This window comes from Gimesia aquarii (assembly GCF_007748195.1).
GTDB lineage: Bacteria > Planctomycetota > Planctomycetia > Planctomycetales > Planctomycetaceae > Gimesia > Gimesia aquarii.
The window spans coordinates 6,440,743-6,455,704 of the sequence record NZ_CP037920.1; the positions used below are offsets into that span (position 1 = coordinate 6,440,743).

Annotated in this window: 12 protein-coding genes; 8 read left to right on the plus strand and 4 right to left on the minus strand. The window is 47.3% G+C overall.

Translation table 11 applies throughout. The features are described 5' to 3' along the window. Positions 1–85: 85 nt before the first annotated feature. The gene (locus V144x_RS24635) at positions 86–673 is read right to left on the minus strand and encodes an RNA polymerase sigma factor (protein ID WP_232102633.1); all 588 of its coding nucleotides are present in this window, start codon (positions 671–673) and stop codon (positions 86–88) included. Positions 674–1,264: 591 nt separating this feature from the next. Between V144x_RS24635 and V144x_RS24640 the strand changes: the two genes are divergently transcribed. The 3 genes from V144x_RS24640 (at position 1,265) to V144x_RS24650 (ending at position 6,626) form a co-directional block, all read left to right on the plus strand. Beyond that, positions 1,265–3,565, plus strand: a complete 2,301-nt coding sequence (locus V144x_RS24640; protein ID WP_144989243.1) for a sulfatase-like hydrolase/transferase — start codon at positions 1,265–1,267, stop codon at positions 3,563–3,565. Between the two features lie 329 nt (positions 3,566–3,894). Further along, positions 3,895–4,317, plus strand: coding sequence for a BlaI/MecI/CopY family transcriptional regulator (locus tag V144x_RS24645; protein WP_144989245.1), 423 nt, complete (start codon positions 3,895–3,897; stop codon positions 4,315–4,317). Further along, a complete protein-coding gene (locus tag V144x_RS24650; protein WP_144989247.1) occupies positions 4,314–6,626 on the plus strand; it encodes a M56 family metallopeptidase in 2,313 nt (770 codons plus the stop codon). Before V144x_RS24645 ends, V144x_RS24650 begins: the two co-directional genes overlap by 4 nt. Before the next feature lie 38 nt (positions 6,627–6,664). On the opposite strand, the gene V144x_RS24655 is transcribed toward V144x_RS24650, so the two are convergent. After that, positions 6,665–9,028, minus strand: a complete 2,364-nt coding sequence (locus V144x_RS24655) for a HEAT repeat domain-containing protein (RefSeq protein WP_144989249.1) — start codon at positions 9,026–9,028, stop codon at positions 6,665–6,667. A 556-nt stretch (positions 9,029–9,584) separates the two neighbouring features. Here V144x_RS24655 and V144x_RS24660 point away from each other — a divergent pair. Next, positions 9,585–9,917 carry a hypothetical protein gene (locus V144x_RS24660; protein WP_144989251.1) on the plus strand — a complete coding sequence of 111 codons (333 nt, stop codon included), beginning with the start codon at positions 9,585–9,587 and terminating at the stop codon, positions 9,915–9,917. An 82-nt stretch (positions 9,918–9,999) separates the two neighbouring features. Here V144x_RS24660 and V144x_RS24665 read toward each other — a convergent pair whose 3' ends face one another. Beyond that, the gene (locus tag V144x_RS24665; RefSeq protein ID WP_232102634.1) at positions 10,000–10,413 is read right to left on the minus strand and encodes a hypothetical protein; all 414 of its coding nucleotides are present in this window, start codon (positions 10,411–10,413) and stop codon (positions 10,000–10,002) included. Positions 10,414–10,793: 380 nt separating this feature from the next. Here V144x_RS24665 and V144x_RS24670 point away from each other — a divergent pair, with 380 nt between their 5' ends. Both V144x_RS24670 and V144x_RS24675 read left to right on the plus strand, forming a co-directional pair. Beyond that, a complete protein-coding gene (locus tag V144x_RS24670; RefSeq protein WP_144989255.1) occupies positions 10,794–11,258 on the plus strand; it encodes a hypothetical protein in 465 nt (154 codons plus the stop codon). Between the two features lie 35 nt (positions 11,259–11,293). Continuing rightward, positions 11,294–11,761 carry an SMI1/KNR4 family protein gene (locus V144x_RS24675; protein ID WP_197998625.1) on the plus strand — a complete coding sequence of 156 codons (468 nt, stop codon included), beginning with the start codon at positions 11,294–11,296 and terminating at the stop codon, positions 11,759–11,761. 114 nt (positions 11,762–11,875) lie between these two features. Here the strand turns inward: V144x_RS24675 and lgt are convergent, their stop codons facing one another. After that, entirely contained in the window at positions 11,876–12,724 is an 849-nt protein-coding gene (gene lgt, locus V144x_RS24680; RefSeq protein WP_144989259.1) for a prolipoprotein diacylglyceryl transferase, read from the minus strand. A 189-nt stretch (positions 12,725–12,913) separates the two neighbouring features. Here lgt and V144x_RS24685 point away from each other — a divergent pair, with 189 nt between their 5' ends. Together V144x_RS24685 and V144x_RS24690 are read left to right on the plus strand one after the other, a co-directional pair. Continuing rightward, on the plus strand, positions 12,914–14,404 hold the full coding sequence (locus V144x_RS24685) for a hypothetical protein (RefSeq protein WP_144989261.1): 1,491 nt from the start codon (positions 12,914–12,916) through the stop codon (positions 14,402–14,404). A gap of 160 nt (positions 14,405–14,564) precedes the next feature. Further along, positions 14,565–14,960, plus strand: a complete 396-nt coding sequence (locus V144x_RS24690) for a hypothetical protein (protein ID WP_144989263.1) — start codon at positions 14,565–14,567, stop codon at positions 14,958–14,960. Positions 14,961–14,962: the final 2 nt, after the last annotated feature.

Here is a 14,962-nt window from a genome sequence, read left to right on the forward strand (position 1 = left end):
TTCCAAATCCTGGAATACGTATTAGATTATCACCTAGACAATGAAACCTGATAGAAAACACACTGAACCAGAATCGTCTGCTTTTTTAGAGCGTACGTGTCTTTGGTTTGGTGTCTCGCATCTGGCTCCGTGCGCGCGAGAGCGTAGGTCCAATCGAATTTTCAGGAATGTCCAGATCCGTGCTGATCTGGCGGTAGGACTTTCCCTGCAAATGGTATTGCTCCACGATCTGCGCATCTGCAGCAGGTAGTTGCTTGATCATGTTCTGAATTTCTTCCTGATCTTCCTGCAATTGTTGCTGACGAGATTGTTCATCAGGAATGCTCTCTAACTTCGATTGTGTGGCAACATGCCCCAAGGCTTCAGCCATGCGACGTTCCACCATTTTTTTCACAACCACACGACGAGAAACCACGGTCAGGTAGGTCGCCAGTGAACTGTTCCCGCGAAAGTTGCTCAGCACCCGATAGTCGTTTGCCAACAGAACTAGAAAGACTTCAGAAAGGAGGTCATCTACGTCGCTGTCAGTAACCCGAACACTGCGGGCGTGGGCGGTGTGATGAATCACATGCGTAAACAGACCAATGAACCGGTCTACAAAATCCTTCCATGCACCCGGCTCTTCCGCCAGACAGCGTTTGAGCAAATTCTTATCAATGTCAGTGAGTGCCACGAGTCGCCTCAATTCAGTTAAATTGCTACCATCTGGCAGCGAGCTGGTTTAGCCTGCACCCTATTATACGCGGGAACCGATCATTCGTGTTGCAAAAAAACAACCGAATTTTAGACGCATGAATTCAGTCAGATTGTTGAATCAATCTGATAATTTTGCCCGAGAACTTTACAATGATCTACGATTTAAGGCAATACGACCCCAAAGCATAAACATATAAACACATTCCAGCACCCAGACAAGTACTGAATGCCTGTTAAACTAGACGTTTGAGGCGGAGGGATCTAACTGCCAGACTTTTACCAACCCTCAAATCACAAGACATCATTTGCAACAAATCGAAGTCAGTTCCTGAAACTTCTTCCATTTCACTCTCTTATCTTCGGGTCAATCCAGGACAAAAACTCAACAGTTGTCGCCTCCTGGTGTTAGAGATAGACTGAATTGCATAAAAAGGATCCTGCTTATACAGCGACACATCGAACAGCAGGCAGGCTCAGGAAGAAATTAATCCGTTTCAATGGTTTATGAAGAGTTGAAGCGGATTGGTGCATCAGAACATAAGCATTAACGAATCAAGAAGGAAGATAGATGTATCAAGGTCGATTAAGCAAGATAGGCTGGACTTTGTTGGCAGGAGTGCTTCTTTCTAGTTATCCCGCTTCATTGAAGGCCTTTTCCGACCGTCCCCCCAATATCGTCTTTCTCTTGATTGATGATCAAGGCTACTACGATCTGGGTTGCTATGGAGCGACTGAGGTGAAGACACCACGGATCGATGCAATGGCAAAGGAGGGAACGCGCTTTACAGACTACTATGCGGCGGCTCCCATTTGCAGTCCGTCTCGCGCAGGATTGTTGACCGGCTGTTACTCACGTCGGGTTGGTAACGAAATCTGGGTGCATCGGGCAGATTCACGCTCCGGTATCCACCCCAACGAATTAACGCTTGCTGAACTGTTTAAGGGTAACGGCTACGCTACCGCCTGCATTGGTAAGTGGCACCTCGGTTTTCATGAATCGTTCCTGCCACGTAATCAGGGGTTTGACCACTACTTCGGACTACTTCACAATCTGGACCCGGTTGAGATCGTCTATTTCAAGGACAAAGGAGGGGTACCTCTGATACGCAACGGCAAGGTTGTCAAACGTCCGGCCGATCCGACAGAACTGACAAAGCTCTATACCGATGAAGCGATTCGCTTTATCGAACAGAACAAAAAGACTCCGTTCTTTCTCTATCTCCCACATACAATGCTCCACAATCCACTCGGAGTGAGCAAAAAATTCAAGGGCAGCTCAAACTGGGGAGTATATGGCGATGCCATTCAGGAACTCGACCACAATGTCGGCCGAATTTTTGACTCGCTGAAACAGTCAGGCATCGATGACAACACGATCGTGATTTACGCCTCTGACAACGGCCGCGGGCCGGGACGCACACCCGAACAAAAAATTCGCGGACGTAAGCTTTCGACTTATGAAGGTGGTATTCGCGTGCCGGCAATCGCCTGGGGACCCGGACTGGGGTTACAATCGAATGCAGAATCTTCCGAAGTCGTCCGCGCGATGGACTGGTATCCAACGCTTGCAACATTTGCGGGAATTACCATCCCCAAAGATCGTGTCATAGATGGACGCGATATCAGCCCGTTGTTGAAAGGTAAGACCAGGATCGTTCCCCCTCCGGGAATGAAAAAATCACTTAACGCGTCGGTCCCGCTTCGGCGTCGTTGGAATCCACCCCTCGAATGGGCATCCTTGATCCGCCGCAACGAATATAACAACGCGTTTTTTTATCATGGTAGTCAGGGCACGCTGTCCGCTGTGCGCTGGCATCAATGGAAACTCTATTTGAATCCGAGTCTTGAGCTGTATGATCTGGAAAAAGACCCGGGAGAATCCAGGCTGGTCCGCAATCGTGAGATCACTCGCAAACTACGCGGTATGGCAGTTCTATTCCAGGAGGAAATGCGGCTTGACGCTCGTCCGGCAGGAGAGGCGCCACCGCAAACTCACGCCGATAGCCGAACCAGAATTTCACAGGCAACGCTCAACAGCCTGAATGTGAAACGGGGTGTAACTTATGCACGCTATGGTAATCGCACATTGGAAATGGATGTGTATCGGCCCAAAAAAGCCTGGGGGAAGTTACCCGCAGTTGTGTGTATTCACGGTGGAGGTTGGGCTAAAGGTAATCGAGTCAATCACGAAAAGGTTGCGCAAGCGATCGCCGCACGCGGATATGTTGCCGCCACGATTTCGTATCGTTTAAGTGGTGAAGCACCTTTTCCGGCCGCAATTCACGACTGCAAGGCGGCAGTCCGTTTTCTGCGGGCGAATGCAAAAGAATATGGCATCGACACCGCGAACATCGGTGCGATCGGGCTTTCCGCTGGTGGCCATTTAACGGCGTTGCTTGCAACGTCGGCTGGGGTAGATGAGCTTGAGGGGGAAGGAGGAAATCCGAACTTCAGCAGTACAATTCAGGCAGCCGTGCCGATGGGTGCCCAAACGGATCTGCAGTCCCAACGAACGCGGGAAATTTCGAAGGCAAAAGATCGTGGCAAGATTTGGAGGCAGTTTCTCAACGGAGCACAAGAGGATAAACTAGAGACTTATCGTCTCGCCTCACCTCTGCACCACCTCGATCAAGGCGACCCGCCCTGCTTGTTCATTTCGGGCGAACGAGACGACCCCAGCACACATGCAGACACATTTCGACAACAAATGGATCAGTTAGGTATCCGTTCCGATCTCACTATCATTAAAGACGCTCCTCATCCGTTCCTTGGTAAACAAATCTGGTTTGATAAGATGCTTGATGTGTCTGATGACTTCTTCACCAGACATCTGAAGAATCAGAAGCCTGCCTCCTCGGCCAAGCGTTAGATGACCACACAATATCGACTACTAATACATACGCAAAGACATTCTTCTCTGATCAATTACCATTCGATTTGTTGCGTAGATGGCAGGTCGCAATCACAGGCAAGCCACATCTGCTTCGCATCACAAAAATCTTTTAATTCGTTGCAGTCACGGTAAAAGACAAGACTTAGTGGTTGAGTCTACCAGTAAAAACTCCTGCATCGTTGTTTTGTGAATCATGTCCCAAGAGATCAGGGGAATTCCATAATTTGTGAAAATTTAAAAGTAATTATTGACAATGACTACAAATGTAGCCACAATGACTACATTGTTAGTTTAAAGGAAAGCGCATGTCAGAATTAGATCACAAGTCGAGTCCCGTTCCACTCTCGAAGGGACAGCGAGAAATCATGGAGATCGTGTGGGACAAAGGCGAGGTGTCAGTCTTTGAGATCCGTCAAATATTAAGTGAAGTGCGTGATGTAGCGCGGAATACTGTGCGGACAATGGTAGAACGCATGGAGGACAAAGGCTGGTTGACGCATCGGGTCATCGGCCGTACCTATTTTTATTCTGCTCTCGTACCGCGAGAAGTCAGTTTGGGTGCGCGTGTGGTCGAGATGGTTGATAAAGCCTGCGGCGGACACCCCGAACGATTGATGACAGCCTTAATGGATTATCGCGGTTTGACCAGCGAAGAAGTACAGCGTATTCGCGAAATATTGGATCAGTCACAGGACAAAAAAACAGGAAAACGAAAGGCACAGTCATGACTGACCTGTGGAATGAAATTGCTGGCGTTGATGCATTGGTTCTCCTGATCAATGTGCTTGTGCAGAGTACGGTGTTGGTGACTCTGGCATTACTCGCTGCTCGTTTCTTGCGACAAAGGGCCTCGGTTCAGCATTGCGTACTGATATCTGCACTCCTGGGTTTGATCATGATCCCTGTATTGACCGTCATATTCGCAAATCAAGGGATCGGAGTAATCTCAGTCCCATTCGCATCGAATTCAGCAACGAGTCTGCAGCCCAATACAAACAGGCAACCAGTTGAACTACCCAAAGTCACTGCAGCCCCATCCGCTCAAAAAGTCGTTGGTATGAATGAAGTCAACAACGAAGGAAACATCGAATCCAGTTTCATTAAGCCCCCCAGCATGACAACCACAGCTGATCCCCTTGTCCTTGATAACGACAATCAGGCCTGGACTCACCATAGTCTGACCCATTTTGTAGCCAACGTATTTATTTTGATCTGGTTAATGGGTTTGTGTCTTACCTTATTGGGAATCATTCGAAGTATCGGGAAGATACAACATATCATCCGCCGTGCACATCCCTTAATGCTGGAAGACCAGAGCAAGATTGTGGCACAGGTGCGTCGAGTCCTGAATATTAAGTCGATGCCCCCCCTCGTTTGCTCTCCCGATGTCGCGGGGCCAATGATGACAGGAATCATTCGACCACAAATTATTCTGCCCACAAAAATCGTTGCCATTCTAAGCGAAAATGAATTGCGAAACATTTTACTTCACGAAATGGCACATTTACTGCGCAGAGATCAATTCGTAGTTTTACTTCAGGAACTGGTCGCCGCGTTGTACTGGCTGAACCCACTCGTAAGGATACTCAACCGCCAATTAGCCCGTGCGCGAGAAGAGATCTGCGACAATTATGTACTGTCCACTGTCGATCCTGTTGAATATTCAAAAACTCTGTTTCGCCTGGGACAAATGTTGCCTCGGCCCCGTTTATTGTCTACCTCGGTGGGCATTTTCAATACTGATTGGAAGCTGGAAGACCGCATTACCGATCTTCTTGATGAGAGGAGAATCACCATGATTCGCATGCAACCGAACTACGCTGCCGCCATTGTTGTTTCAGTATTTGTGCTCTCGATTGTCATTGCCGGCAGCAGCATCGGCTTGGCTCAAGGTAGTACAGACCCCATCGCAACTGAGAAGAAAGAGTCAAATGAACGCAAAGTAACGCATTCTGTCCAACGCACGATCAAGTTGCTCAGCAAGCACCCAGCAACACCAACGGTCCAACAGGAACAGCTTTCCTTGTTTGCGATCGAGGTCGCTACAGGAAAAGTGACGTTGGTGGCTGACGAACCGCACGGAAACTTAACCTATATCGGCTCGCCCTGCTGGTCCGCTCAAGGCCGGCAGATTTTGTTTGATGCAACACCTGGCAAAGACTGGCTCAAAACTCGGTTAATTAAGATTGACATCACCAAGTCATCCACAGAGACCTCGGATCTCGGCGCGGGTAGTTGCCCTGTCTTCTCACCCGATGGCAAACAGATTGCGTTCCTTCTGAACAGTAATAAAGTAACGGGAGCCAAAGCAGGCATATGGCTGATGGACAGCGACGGTGCTAATCGTCGTAGACTGGGTGGTTATGGGATTCCTAAATGGTCGCCCGATGGCCGCCAACTGCTAATTACCAGTTTCTCAAGCCCGGCGCGAGTGACGTTGCTGGATGTTGAAACCGGTAAACAAAGTTTTATTCAAATTGCCAATCACAAGATTTTCTCAACTCCGAATTGGGCAGGCGACGGGCAGACAATTGTGGCTTTGTTGTCTACGAAAAATGGTCATGGCATCGCGTTGATCGATGTCTCTCAACCTGAACAGGCCAAAGTCAAACAAATTCTCTGGCGGATTGGCGATCGGCTCGACGTAGGGGTTGCTTCTCCGATTTTTTCACCGGCTACGGGCCGTTGCATCTTTGTAGGAAAAACGAAAGCGGGAATGGCACTCTACTCGGTTCAGCCTGGATCGTTTGATCCACCGCAGCGATTGGAATCTGACAGTCTTGGTCTCGATAAAAAAATCGCCAGCCTCACATTTTCGCCTGACGGCCGTTATGTATTGTTTTGCAGCGACCGAAATACTCAGACAGCCCAAAAAGTTCCGATCAAATTAAAGGACAAAGCTGAAAATAAAAAACAACCTGACAACATCTCGAAGATAGAGCTTCCAAAAGAAGTCCTCACGTTCGACTTCAACTTAAGCACTCGAACAGTAGACTTTATCGACAATCGTGGTGAAGATGATGCAGGACAAAAATGAACTTGTTCGCAGCAGAGTTGAGTCGAAAAATGAAACTTTCAAGATCGATGGTTAACCCAACTCAATACGCTTGATGTCAGCGTGTATTTTTTGGCCAAATCGCGGCTTTTTTCTTCGAGGCCAAATCGGTTTGCTTGTGGAAGCAGTGCTGCGGCAAGCATCGCTTCACTTAATACCCGGTCGGACTCTTCTTTCGATATGACGAGGGTCAGATCATCCGGACTCAATACCTTCCGACGAAATAAATGATAAATGGCCAGACGACGGATCTGTTCGTCATCATCACTGAGCGCGTCTCTCAACACATCCGAGGCGCCTTCGATTTCGACAGCGATCTTATCATCACCGTGTCTCGTGTCCGGACCGTTTCCGAAGGCAATCACACTCAAAGCGATGCGTCGGACGGAAACCGATTCGTCCGACGTCAGCTTCAATAGTTCCGGAATAATCCGGTCATCGAGTCCGCGACTCAACCAATTGCCTAAGGTCGTCACAATGGCAGACCGTTCCACTGTTGAAGCATCCGCACTCAGCAATGAAAACAGGTACTGCAAATGCTCCCGCGTTACCGGATTGAAACCGTTCATGAGCCGAATCAGCTTGGCTTTCAGCAACGGAAATTCTTCTCTAACAATGGTCGTGCGCAGTATTTCTTCCTGTTTTGTAAGATCAGCACCGAACTGCTCCATCGCTTCGATCACAGCCCAGCGTCTTTCTTTTTCAAGGTCCTGGTAATTAGAAAAGAACCACTCCTGGTAATCGTTTGACTTTGCAAAATTGTAACGGGCTCCAATAGAGGGGCCGAGATTGTTCGACATACAGTCGGTTGCTTGGATATCATAAACACGTGGGTCGTGTTCATCGAGTAGGCCGCGTTCGATCAGTGCCAGACGAGCCCAAGTGCGATCGGCGGACGGAATGTGATTAAACAATTTCCAGAGTTGTTCGTCCGTGCCTTGTTTGCAGACAATTTCACGATACGTTTCCTGGTTCTTGCCAAAGCCTGACTCAAAGCGACCCGACACTAACCGGTCGCACATGCCCTCGCATTGTTGTTCTGAGAGTGAACATTCCTTGAGAACGTTGGCCAGACGTGTGTCACCGTCGTACAAGCGGTCAATCAGGGAATTGATGATTGTATCCGACAAAGGCGTCGCATGCTGTACCAAACTCTGTGCCGCTGTGCTGACAAATCGGTCGTCGCTGTCGAGCAGTTTCAGAACTTCGTCCCAGACCAGATCGAGATACGGTTTGAACGGCTCGAATTCATCAAGGACGTCCTGTGGTAGCTTATCACGCTTGACATCCAGCCAGGCGTGCAGCCTGCGAACGGCTGCCAACACATTATCACGGTCAAAGGCATTTGGTTGGACTTTGTAAATTGATGGATCTAACCACTTTCGTTTCCGAAGTGACATTTCACGCTGTCTGCGTGCTTTCAAAGCTGCCGATTTTTTTCTTGTGACCTTTTCGAGACGTAAAAGCAAATCTCCCCAGGGAAATGCCTCGTCCGGGTTATAGAGCTGTTGAGAGTATCCTACTAAATCATCGGCATCAAATTGGGCAGGCTTCGGATACACACCATCATCCGGCAATAGTATATCGTTTTGCAACGCTTGTTCGGCCACTTGCATTGCCAGGGCTCGTTGAGATTCATCCTTCGGCCGTTCATGCTTTCGTAAAGCACAATACGCGGCAGTAGCGACAAGTAAGGATACCGGGGTGTCCAATTCGACAGAGCCATTTTTGAGCAGATCTGACAGGAGGTCGAAATACTGTTCTGCAACTGAACCGCCATTCAAATAGCTGCACGCAATCAGTGCCGAGCTGCGAACGAAATCGGATTGTGTTTCATCAGAGGAAATCGCCAATAGTCTGGGACAACTCTCGAATGCGTGAGCCGGAAAAAATGCCATTAGGTAGCATGCTGAAATTACAGTGCGGGGATGATCATCGTCCAGCAGGGCTTCGTACAACGGCATACCTGCGGCTACACCCAAATAGCATTCTCGCCCATACTCATCATTGGCGTGTGAATATTCACGCTTACTATGTCCTACAAATTCATTGAGCTTGACGTAATCCAAATCTTCAGGATATCCAAGTGCAAAGTTTGCCAGGAGTTCGAGGATCAACGGTTTTTCGGCAACCGACTGATACCGCAAAAGTTGCTGAAAGAGCGGAATTGCAGCGACCGTCGCCGAGTACACGCTTCCCTGGTGAAAGAGATTCGAGGTAAACCCCCAAAGCAGACCGCCGCGTTCGTCTTTGTCGGCAGTCATCAGCGCACGAATCTGCTCAGGCACATCGATGGCTGCGCCGTATGCGTGTGATAATTCGATCCACGGAATCTGATCCAGCATTGACAGATCGAGATCTCCCGACAGATTCACGGCTTCCACAGTCTGAGCCTTTCTGAAATGTGAGTCACATTTATATCTGGATTAGTGAATTGAAACTGTCCAACGAATTACTTTTGCGACAAATAAAAAAAGGTTCAGGGACAGAATAATCGAGCCTCGAGACAAGAGGAAAACGGAACGCGGACACTGGCCCGTTCCATTTGCCTTCCTTAACGCCATGCCGATTAATCCATGACTCCTGCTGGTCTCAAATCTCTACCCCCTCTACAATGAATCAGAAGCCTGTTCCAAAGTTTGCCATACCCAAAACAACCATCGCGCCGAACACTTTGGGACCTGCCTGCTTTATCGCCTTCAATAAGAACATAGACCGCTGTTTTGAGTATGATCTTTGTTGAATTGAACTATCATCATTATTGTTTGAACTACTATAGTAGGAATGAAGATGAAATTGCAAAGACATTCCAGACTGATCTTAGTTATGCTAGGCTGCACGCTGTTTGGGGCTGCGATGGTTTTATTGTTTCAGCTCATATGGCAAGCTGCCGAGGAGCATGAACGCAACCCTAACAGAGTAAATCTGAGAAATCAAATCATGCGTAGAAAAACAAAAACAATGCATGACATCCTGGATGGAATGATTTATGGAGACTTAGGCCGCGTTGAAACTGCTGCAAACAGAATGCAAGAATATAGTGAGACCATTAATGAATTTCTATTGGATCCCAGATACGAAAAACTCAGTCTCGAATTCGATCTCTCTATCAGTGAACTGAGTGATTCGGCCATTCAAAAAAACATGGACGCTGCTAAAGAGGCGACTCTCCGATTGGAGAGAAATTGCATCGAGTGCCATTCACATATCAATCAGAAAAATCGCAACTTAAAACCAAAAGCGACAAATGAATCATCCTTCAATGAGAATTGAGCAGAGATTAATAGCGCATCAGTTCAAGAACGTATTAACTCATTCTCGGAAGAAGACGATTCCTCCTCGATCCTCAGGTTAATCACTTGGAACTGTCTGATTGACTCGCTTCTGCTTTTGCCATCTGGAAGTCTTCTAAGCCCTGTGCTGCTAACACGTCTGCGGGAGTGAGTCGAAAATGATCAAGGGCAAAGGAAATATGAGCACGATTCGACCCAGAGTTGAGAGGTACAGAAAAACCAACCACTTCCATCGATAACCCCTCAAGATTCTGGAATAGCTCCGCGTCTTTTAGTGTTTCTTCGTCCTTTGGATCTTCACACTGACTAATCATCCTCTGCAAAACGTCATTGAGTTTAGATTCAATTTCAGTAAGCTCCCTTTCCTGCTTCCCGTTATTACCAGCAGAGCATCCACTCTCAGCGACCATCCATACCAGGCTCAGCAGACAGATCAAAGCTTTTACCGGTTTTCGAATCGGTCTCATGGATAACATATGAGTCACTTACCCCTGTTGCCACCTAATATCACAGTGCCATTTACTTCAGATCATACAACCTGTTAAAAATTATATCTGGCTAATAGACAGACTCAATCAATAAGTTTGTCGTCATTATTCTTCCGAGAAATATTGATTAATTTTTTACAAACAAGATCAAAGAATTCCATTCTTTACCAAGTTTGATTCTATTTTAGCATTGAGTCCAAGAAAATACGTCACCATCCAGGAAAACTGTTGCCGTTATTCTCGATTGTGATAGTTCGTTTTTCTTGTTGACAGAAGGTATCAGTTTGATACGATTTTTCGTGTCTTAAATCCTATAAGAAAAGCTTTCTTTGTAATTACAAATCATTCGACTAGCAGGATTTCTCAACATGCATGACCTTCAATGGACTCCAGACCTTGAATCCTGGACAATGATGCTGAACAACGACGTCTTTGATGAACTTGAGATTGAAGTGAAAACCGATGGAGAAGCGGACCCACCCACACCTAAACAGATTGCTGCGGTCGACATGATTTGCAGCCTGACAAGAGCTGACCTTAAAACCATCGCAACGCTTGTGAAAACGTGGGCTGAAGAGAACATGGAAGAAGAAGATCTGGAAGAAATGGAGGCTGAAGACTTCGAGCTTGAGATTGGCGGTGTGGTTGTCCCGAAGTTACGTGATTCTGAAGCGTTATATTTTATCTTTACTGGCGATTCCGAAGTTGATATCGAACATGGTCTCGGATGCGTCTGTAAAAACGGTTCGCAGTTCGCTATCTGCGACACGGATTATGCATATATGGATTACGACTGGGATGCAATCAAAGAGTTAGAAGCCCTGTTCGCCTGAATTTCCAGCGATTGTGCCGTAAAGGGATGAACGTGATGGCGACAAATGATATCACACGACTTTGGACGTTTTCTGACGGCTCACAAGCCCCTGACGCACCACCACCAGTGACCGATGCACAGCTTGACGAATTTGAAATACGGTATGGCATCAAGTTGCCGCCGGAAATGATCAAACTTTATCAACAACAGAATGGTGGATTTTCGGAACGTCACCTTTTCTCATTCTGGTCAATTCAACTTGGGAAAAACTCTGACATCACAACGCTTTCGAGTTTGATAGACGATCACGACGAGGATGGGCTTGAATCCATCTGGAAAAAACAACTTGGTGATCTCAATCGTGTGTTTATCATCCTGGGTGATGGTCATTTTTACTTCGTACTGAACTATAACGAAATTCGTGATGGTCAGCCAATCGTTTGGTATGTCTCGGACGAAGTGGTGCGATCAACGTCTTTGAATTTCGCTGATTGGTTATTCAGTGATGGAGGTGCTGCATAATAAGGTTGTTAACTTCTTATTCTCTGTGACGTTAATTGAACCAATTATTTTTGCAGCTGTTCGATGAATCGTACAGTTGGTGTGAAATGCTTGCCTTCATCCTCTGCATGCCGATCAGGGCTTTTTTGCTTTAGATTCACTGTCAGCTGGCGTGGCAGGCTTTCGATAAAATAAGAGTAAAATCCCCACGATCACAAGCGGAATGCTGAGCATTTGCCCTACACTCAACGGCAGGTTTTGAGCAAATTCCGCTTGTCGCATTTTGAAGAATTCCAGAATGAATCGCGCGGAAAAGACCATGATGAAAAAGAGACCGATGAGCAAACCACGCGGGGTCTCGGAGCGATACTTACGGTAAAGCAGATACAGAATCAGAAAAATGCAGCCATAGCAAAAAGATTCATAGAGCATGACGGGATGTCGTGGCGACAACCGTGCCTCCCGCGTCTCAAGCCCCAGACCATTCACAAACACCACCGCCCAGGGCACATCGGAAACACGTCCCAGAATCTCCGAATTGAAAAAGTTGCCGATTCGAATAAAGAAACCCGCAAGTGCAACGGGGATCGCTAAACGATCCAATAACCACAATAAAGGTTGGTCCGGATGCTTGCGTGAATAGAGCCAGGCCGAAAGCGTAATTCCGACAGCAGCACCATGACTGGCCAGTCCCCCATTCCAGATCTCAAGAAAACGAATCGGGTTCTCAAAAAAATAGGCCGGATGATAAAACAAACAGTGCCCCAGTCGCGCACCGACAATCGTTCCAATTACCATATAAATGAGTAGAGAATCGACATCATCGACATTCCGGTTTTCCGTTTTAAACATCCAGCGTAGCAGAAGGTAGCCACAGATGAAACCGGCTGTGAAAAAGAGACCGTAATAACGAATCTTGAGCGGGCCCAGTTCAAACAGAACTCGGTTGATATCCCAATTCAGGTGGGCGATGACTGGATTCACGTTCTTGATTACTCCCGAATTCTGAAATGTTGGTTTTGATCAATTCTGTGATTTCAGAATGGTACCAATGTGCTATGATTATCAGACCGAAAGATAGACCATTCAGCAAGTTAAGCCTAGTCCGAATTCGGAGATTGGCGTGATTCAGAACCATTTGAGCCTGTCCGCAACAGAAAGTACGATTTCCTGATGAACGATCGACTGCCAAGATTGATTTCCGGTGCACTCGTTGTGCTGTCAGGCTTTGCATTGTGGGAAATCATCCAAATCAAAGGGGCCTCTTTAATTCAGCAGCCTTCACTGGCATCGGCGGCAGCGGTTTGTTGCCTGATTGCTGTTTTTCTCGGAATTACGGGATTCCTGGCCCCCCATCGCTATTGGGAAAACGTACTTCGCCAATGGAGCGACTTGTATACAAATTTTTCTCAGCCAGCACAGCCGACACATCACTGGTTGGGAAGTGTGTTACTCTCTTTTTCCATGATCATTTACTTTGTTGTGATGATGAAAATGATTCCTCTTCAGCCTTCACCTGAAAACAACGATCAGGGGGCCTTCCTCGCTCAGGCACAAGCGGTACAAACATCTGGCGGGCCAACGGTATTAATTCGACAACTCGTTTCCGGAACCTATCAAGAAGCGAATCAGCATCCGCTGTATGTGGCATTGCTCTCCTACTTCCCCGATTATGAAAGTGGCAAACGCCTCTCGGCAATCTTTGGCTTATCTGCGTTACTCCTCTTCTCAATGGGAATCACCCGACAGTACGGAACACTCGTTGGCGGCTTGACCGGTTTTTTCATCAGTGTCAACGCAGCATACTGCCAATTGACAGGCCGCGTCGTTTGCGAAGGCTTGCTCTTATTTTTTCTGGCTGGTTTATGGTTGATTGTGTTACGACTGCCCGATCTTAGAAGCGGTCGTCTTCCTTATCTGCATTTAATGGGAATCGGAATTTTACTCGGTCTGGCATGGCTGACTAAAGGTACGGCTCTATTACTGATATTGGGGCTTGGGCTCTGGTTTTGTTCGTATGCTGTGAACTGGCGTCAGTTATGCGCCCGGTTCATCAGAAAAACCACTACTGTTGATAACGAAGTGAACGTAAAGCAGGCCAACACAACTGCAGTGCCTCTGAAAACGATTTTCGTCGCCCTGACGCTGGTCATCGTAAGCTTTGCTGTCATTGCCGCGCCGTTACTTGTCCGTAATACGCGCGTGTATGGCAGCCCCACGTTCAATGCCAATTCATACTTGATGTTTCAAGATGAATTCACCGAACCGCATGCGCTGGCGAAACAGGGTAGTTTGAGAGAAGCCGCTCAGGCGTATTTCAAGACGCACTCGGTCTCAGAGATCGTAAAGCGGGAAGTGAAAGGCTTGCTCTGGCAGGTTTTTATTTTCCTGCGGAGTCTGGGACCATTGCCGTTTGAAGAGGGACGGTTATTCTTTGGTGTATTGGCCCTTCCCTTTCTGGTCATTGGTCTCATTGCGGAAACGCATCCGGCACGACGCTTGTATCTGATCTGGATGGTCTTGTTCTGGGTCGCGTTTGCCTGGTATCTGCCGATTGCCGCCGGAGAACGTTTTTTGATGCCATTGTTACTGCCTGCGCTCGCGTTTATCAGCCTGGGAATCGTGCGGGTGGGTCAGTTATTTGTGCAACGTCGCACTGCCTGACTCTCATATAACTCTAGTGCGCGATGTTTATCTCACTACTCAGAAGCCGATCGGGTACGATTTCCCAATACAAACCGAGCGCAGACGATGCGCGGCTGGTAAATCTCATCTAGAGATTCGGTTTCTATTTTAAACAATTCATCCTTCAGAAGCATTTGGCGTGATATTTTTGTCTTTCATTCGTTTGACTCGTCTTTATTTTCTACGCCTGCAGGCAATTTTCGCAAACGGCGCAAAACAGGCAAGCAAAACTTTTGCGCATTATTGTCTCGATTATGGGCAAAACGGACAAAAACGAATCGTAAAAATTGAAAAATGGTATCTGATACAGGGAAATCGGAGCCCTGAAAGTGGTGAAGAACAGAAACCGGTGCTGCCTGTTTATAGTTCGACAATAAAAAACGCCTTGTTTTTGATAGTGACCGAGTCAGCAAGTACGCAGGTATTCACTTACCAGAATTTTTCCCTCGCGCGCGCGACGCAGATGAGTGAGTTTCGGAATCCGCACAGGCGTGTCAAGCTGCAGAAGTCTTCACTGATTACAAAACAGAACTGAAT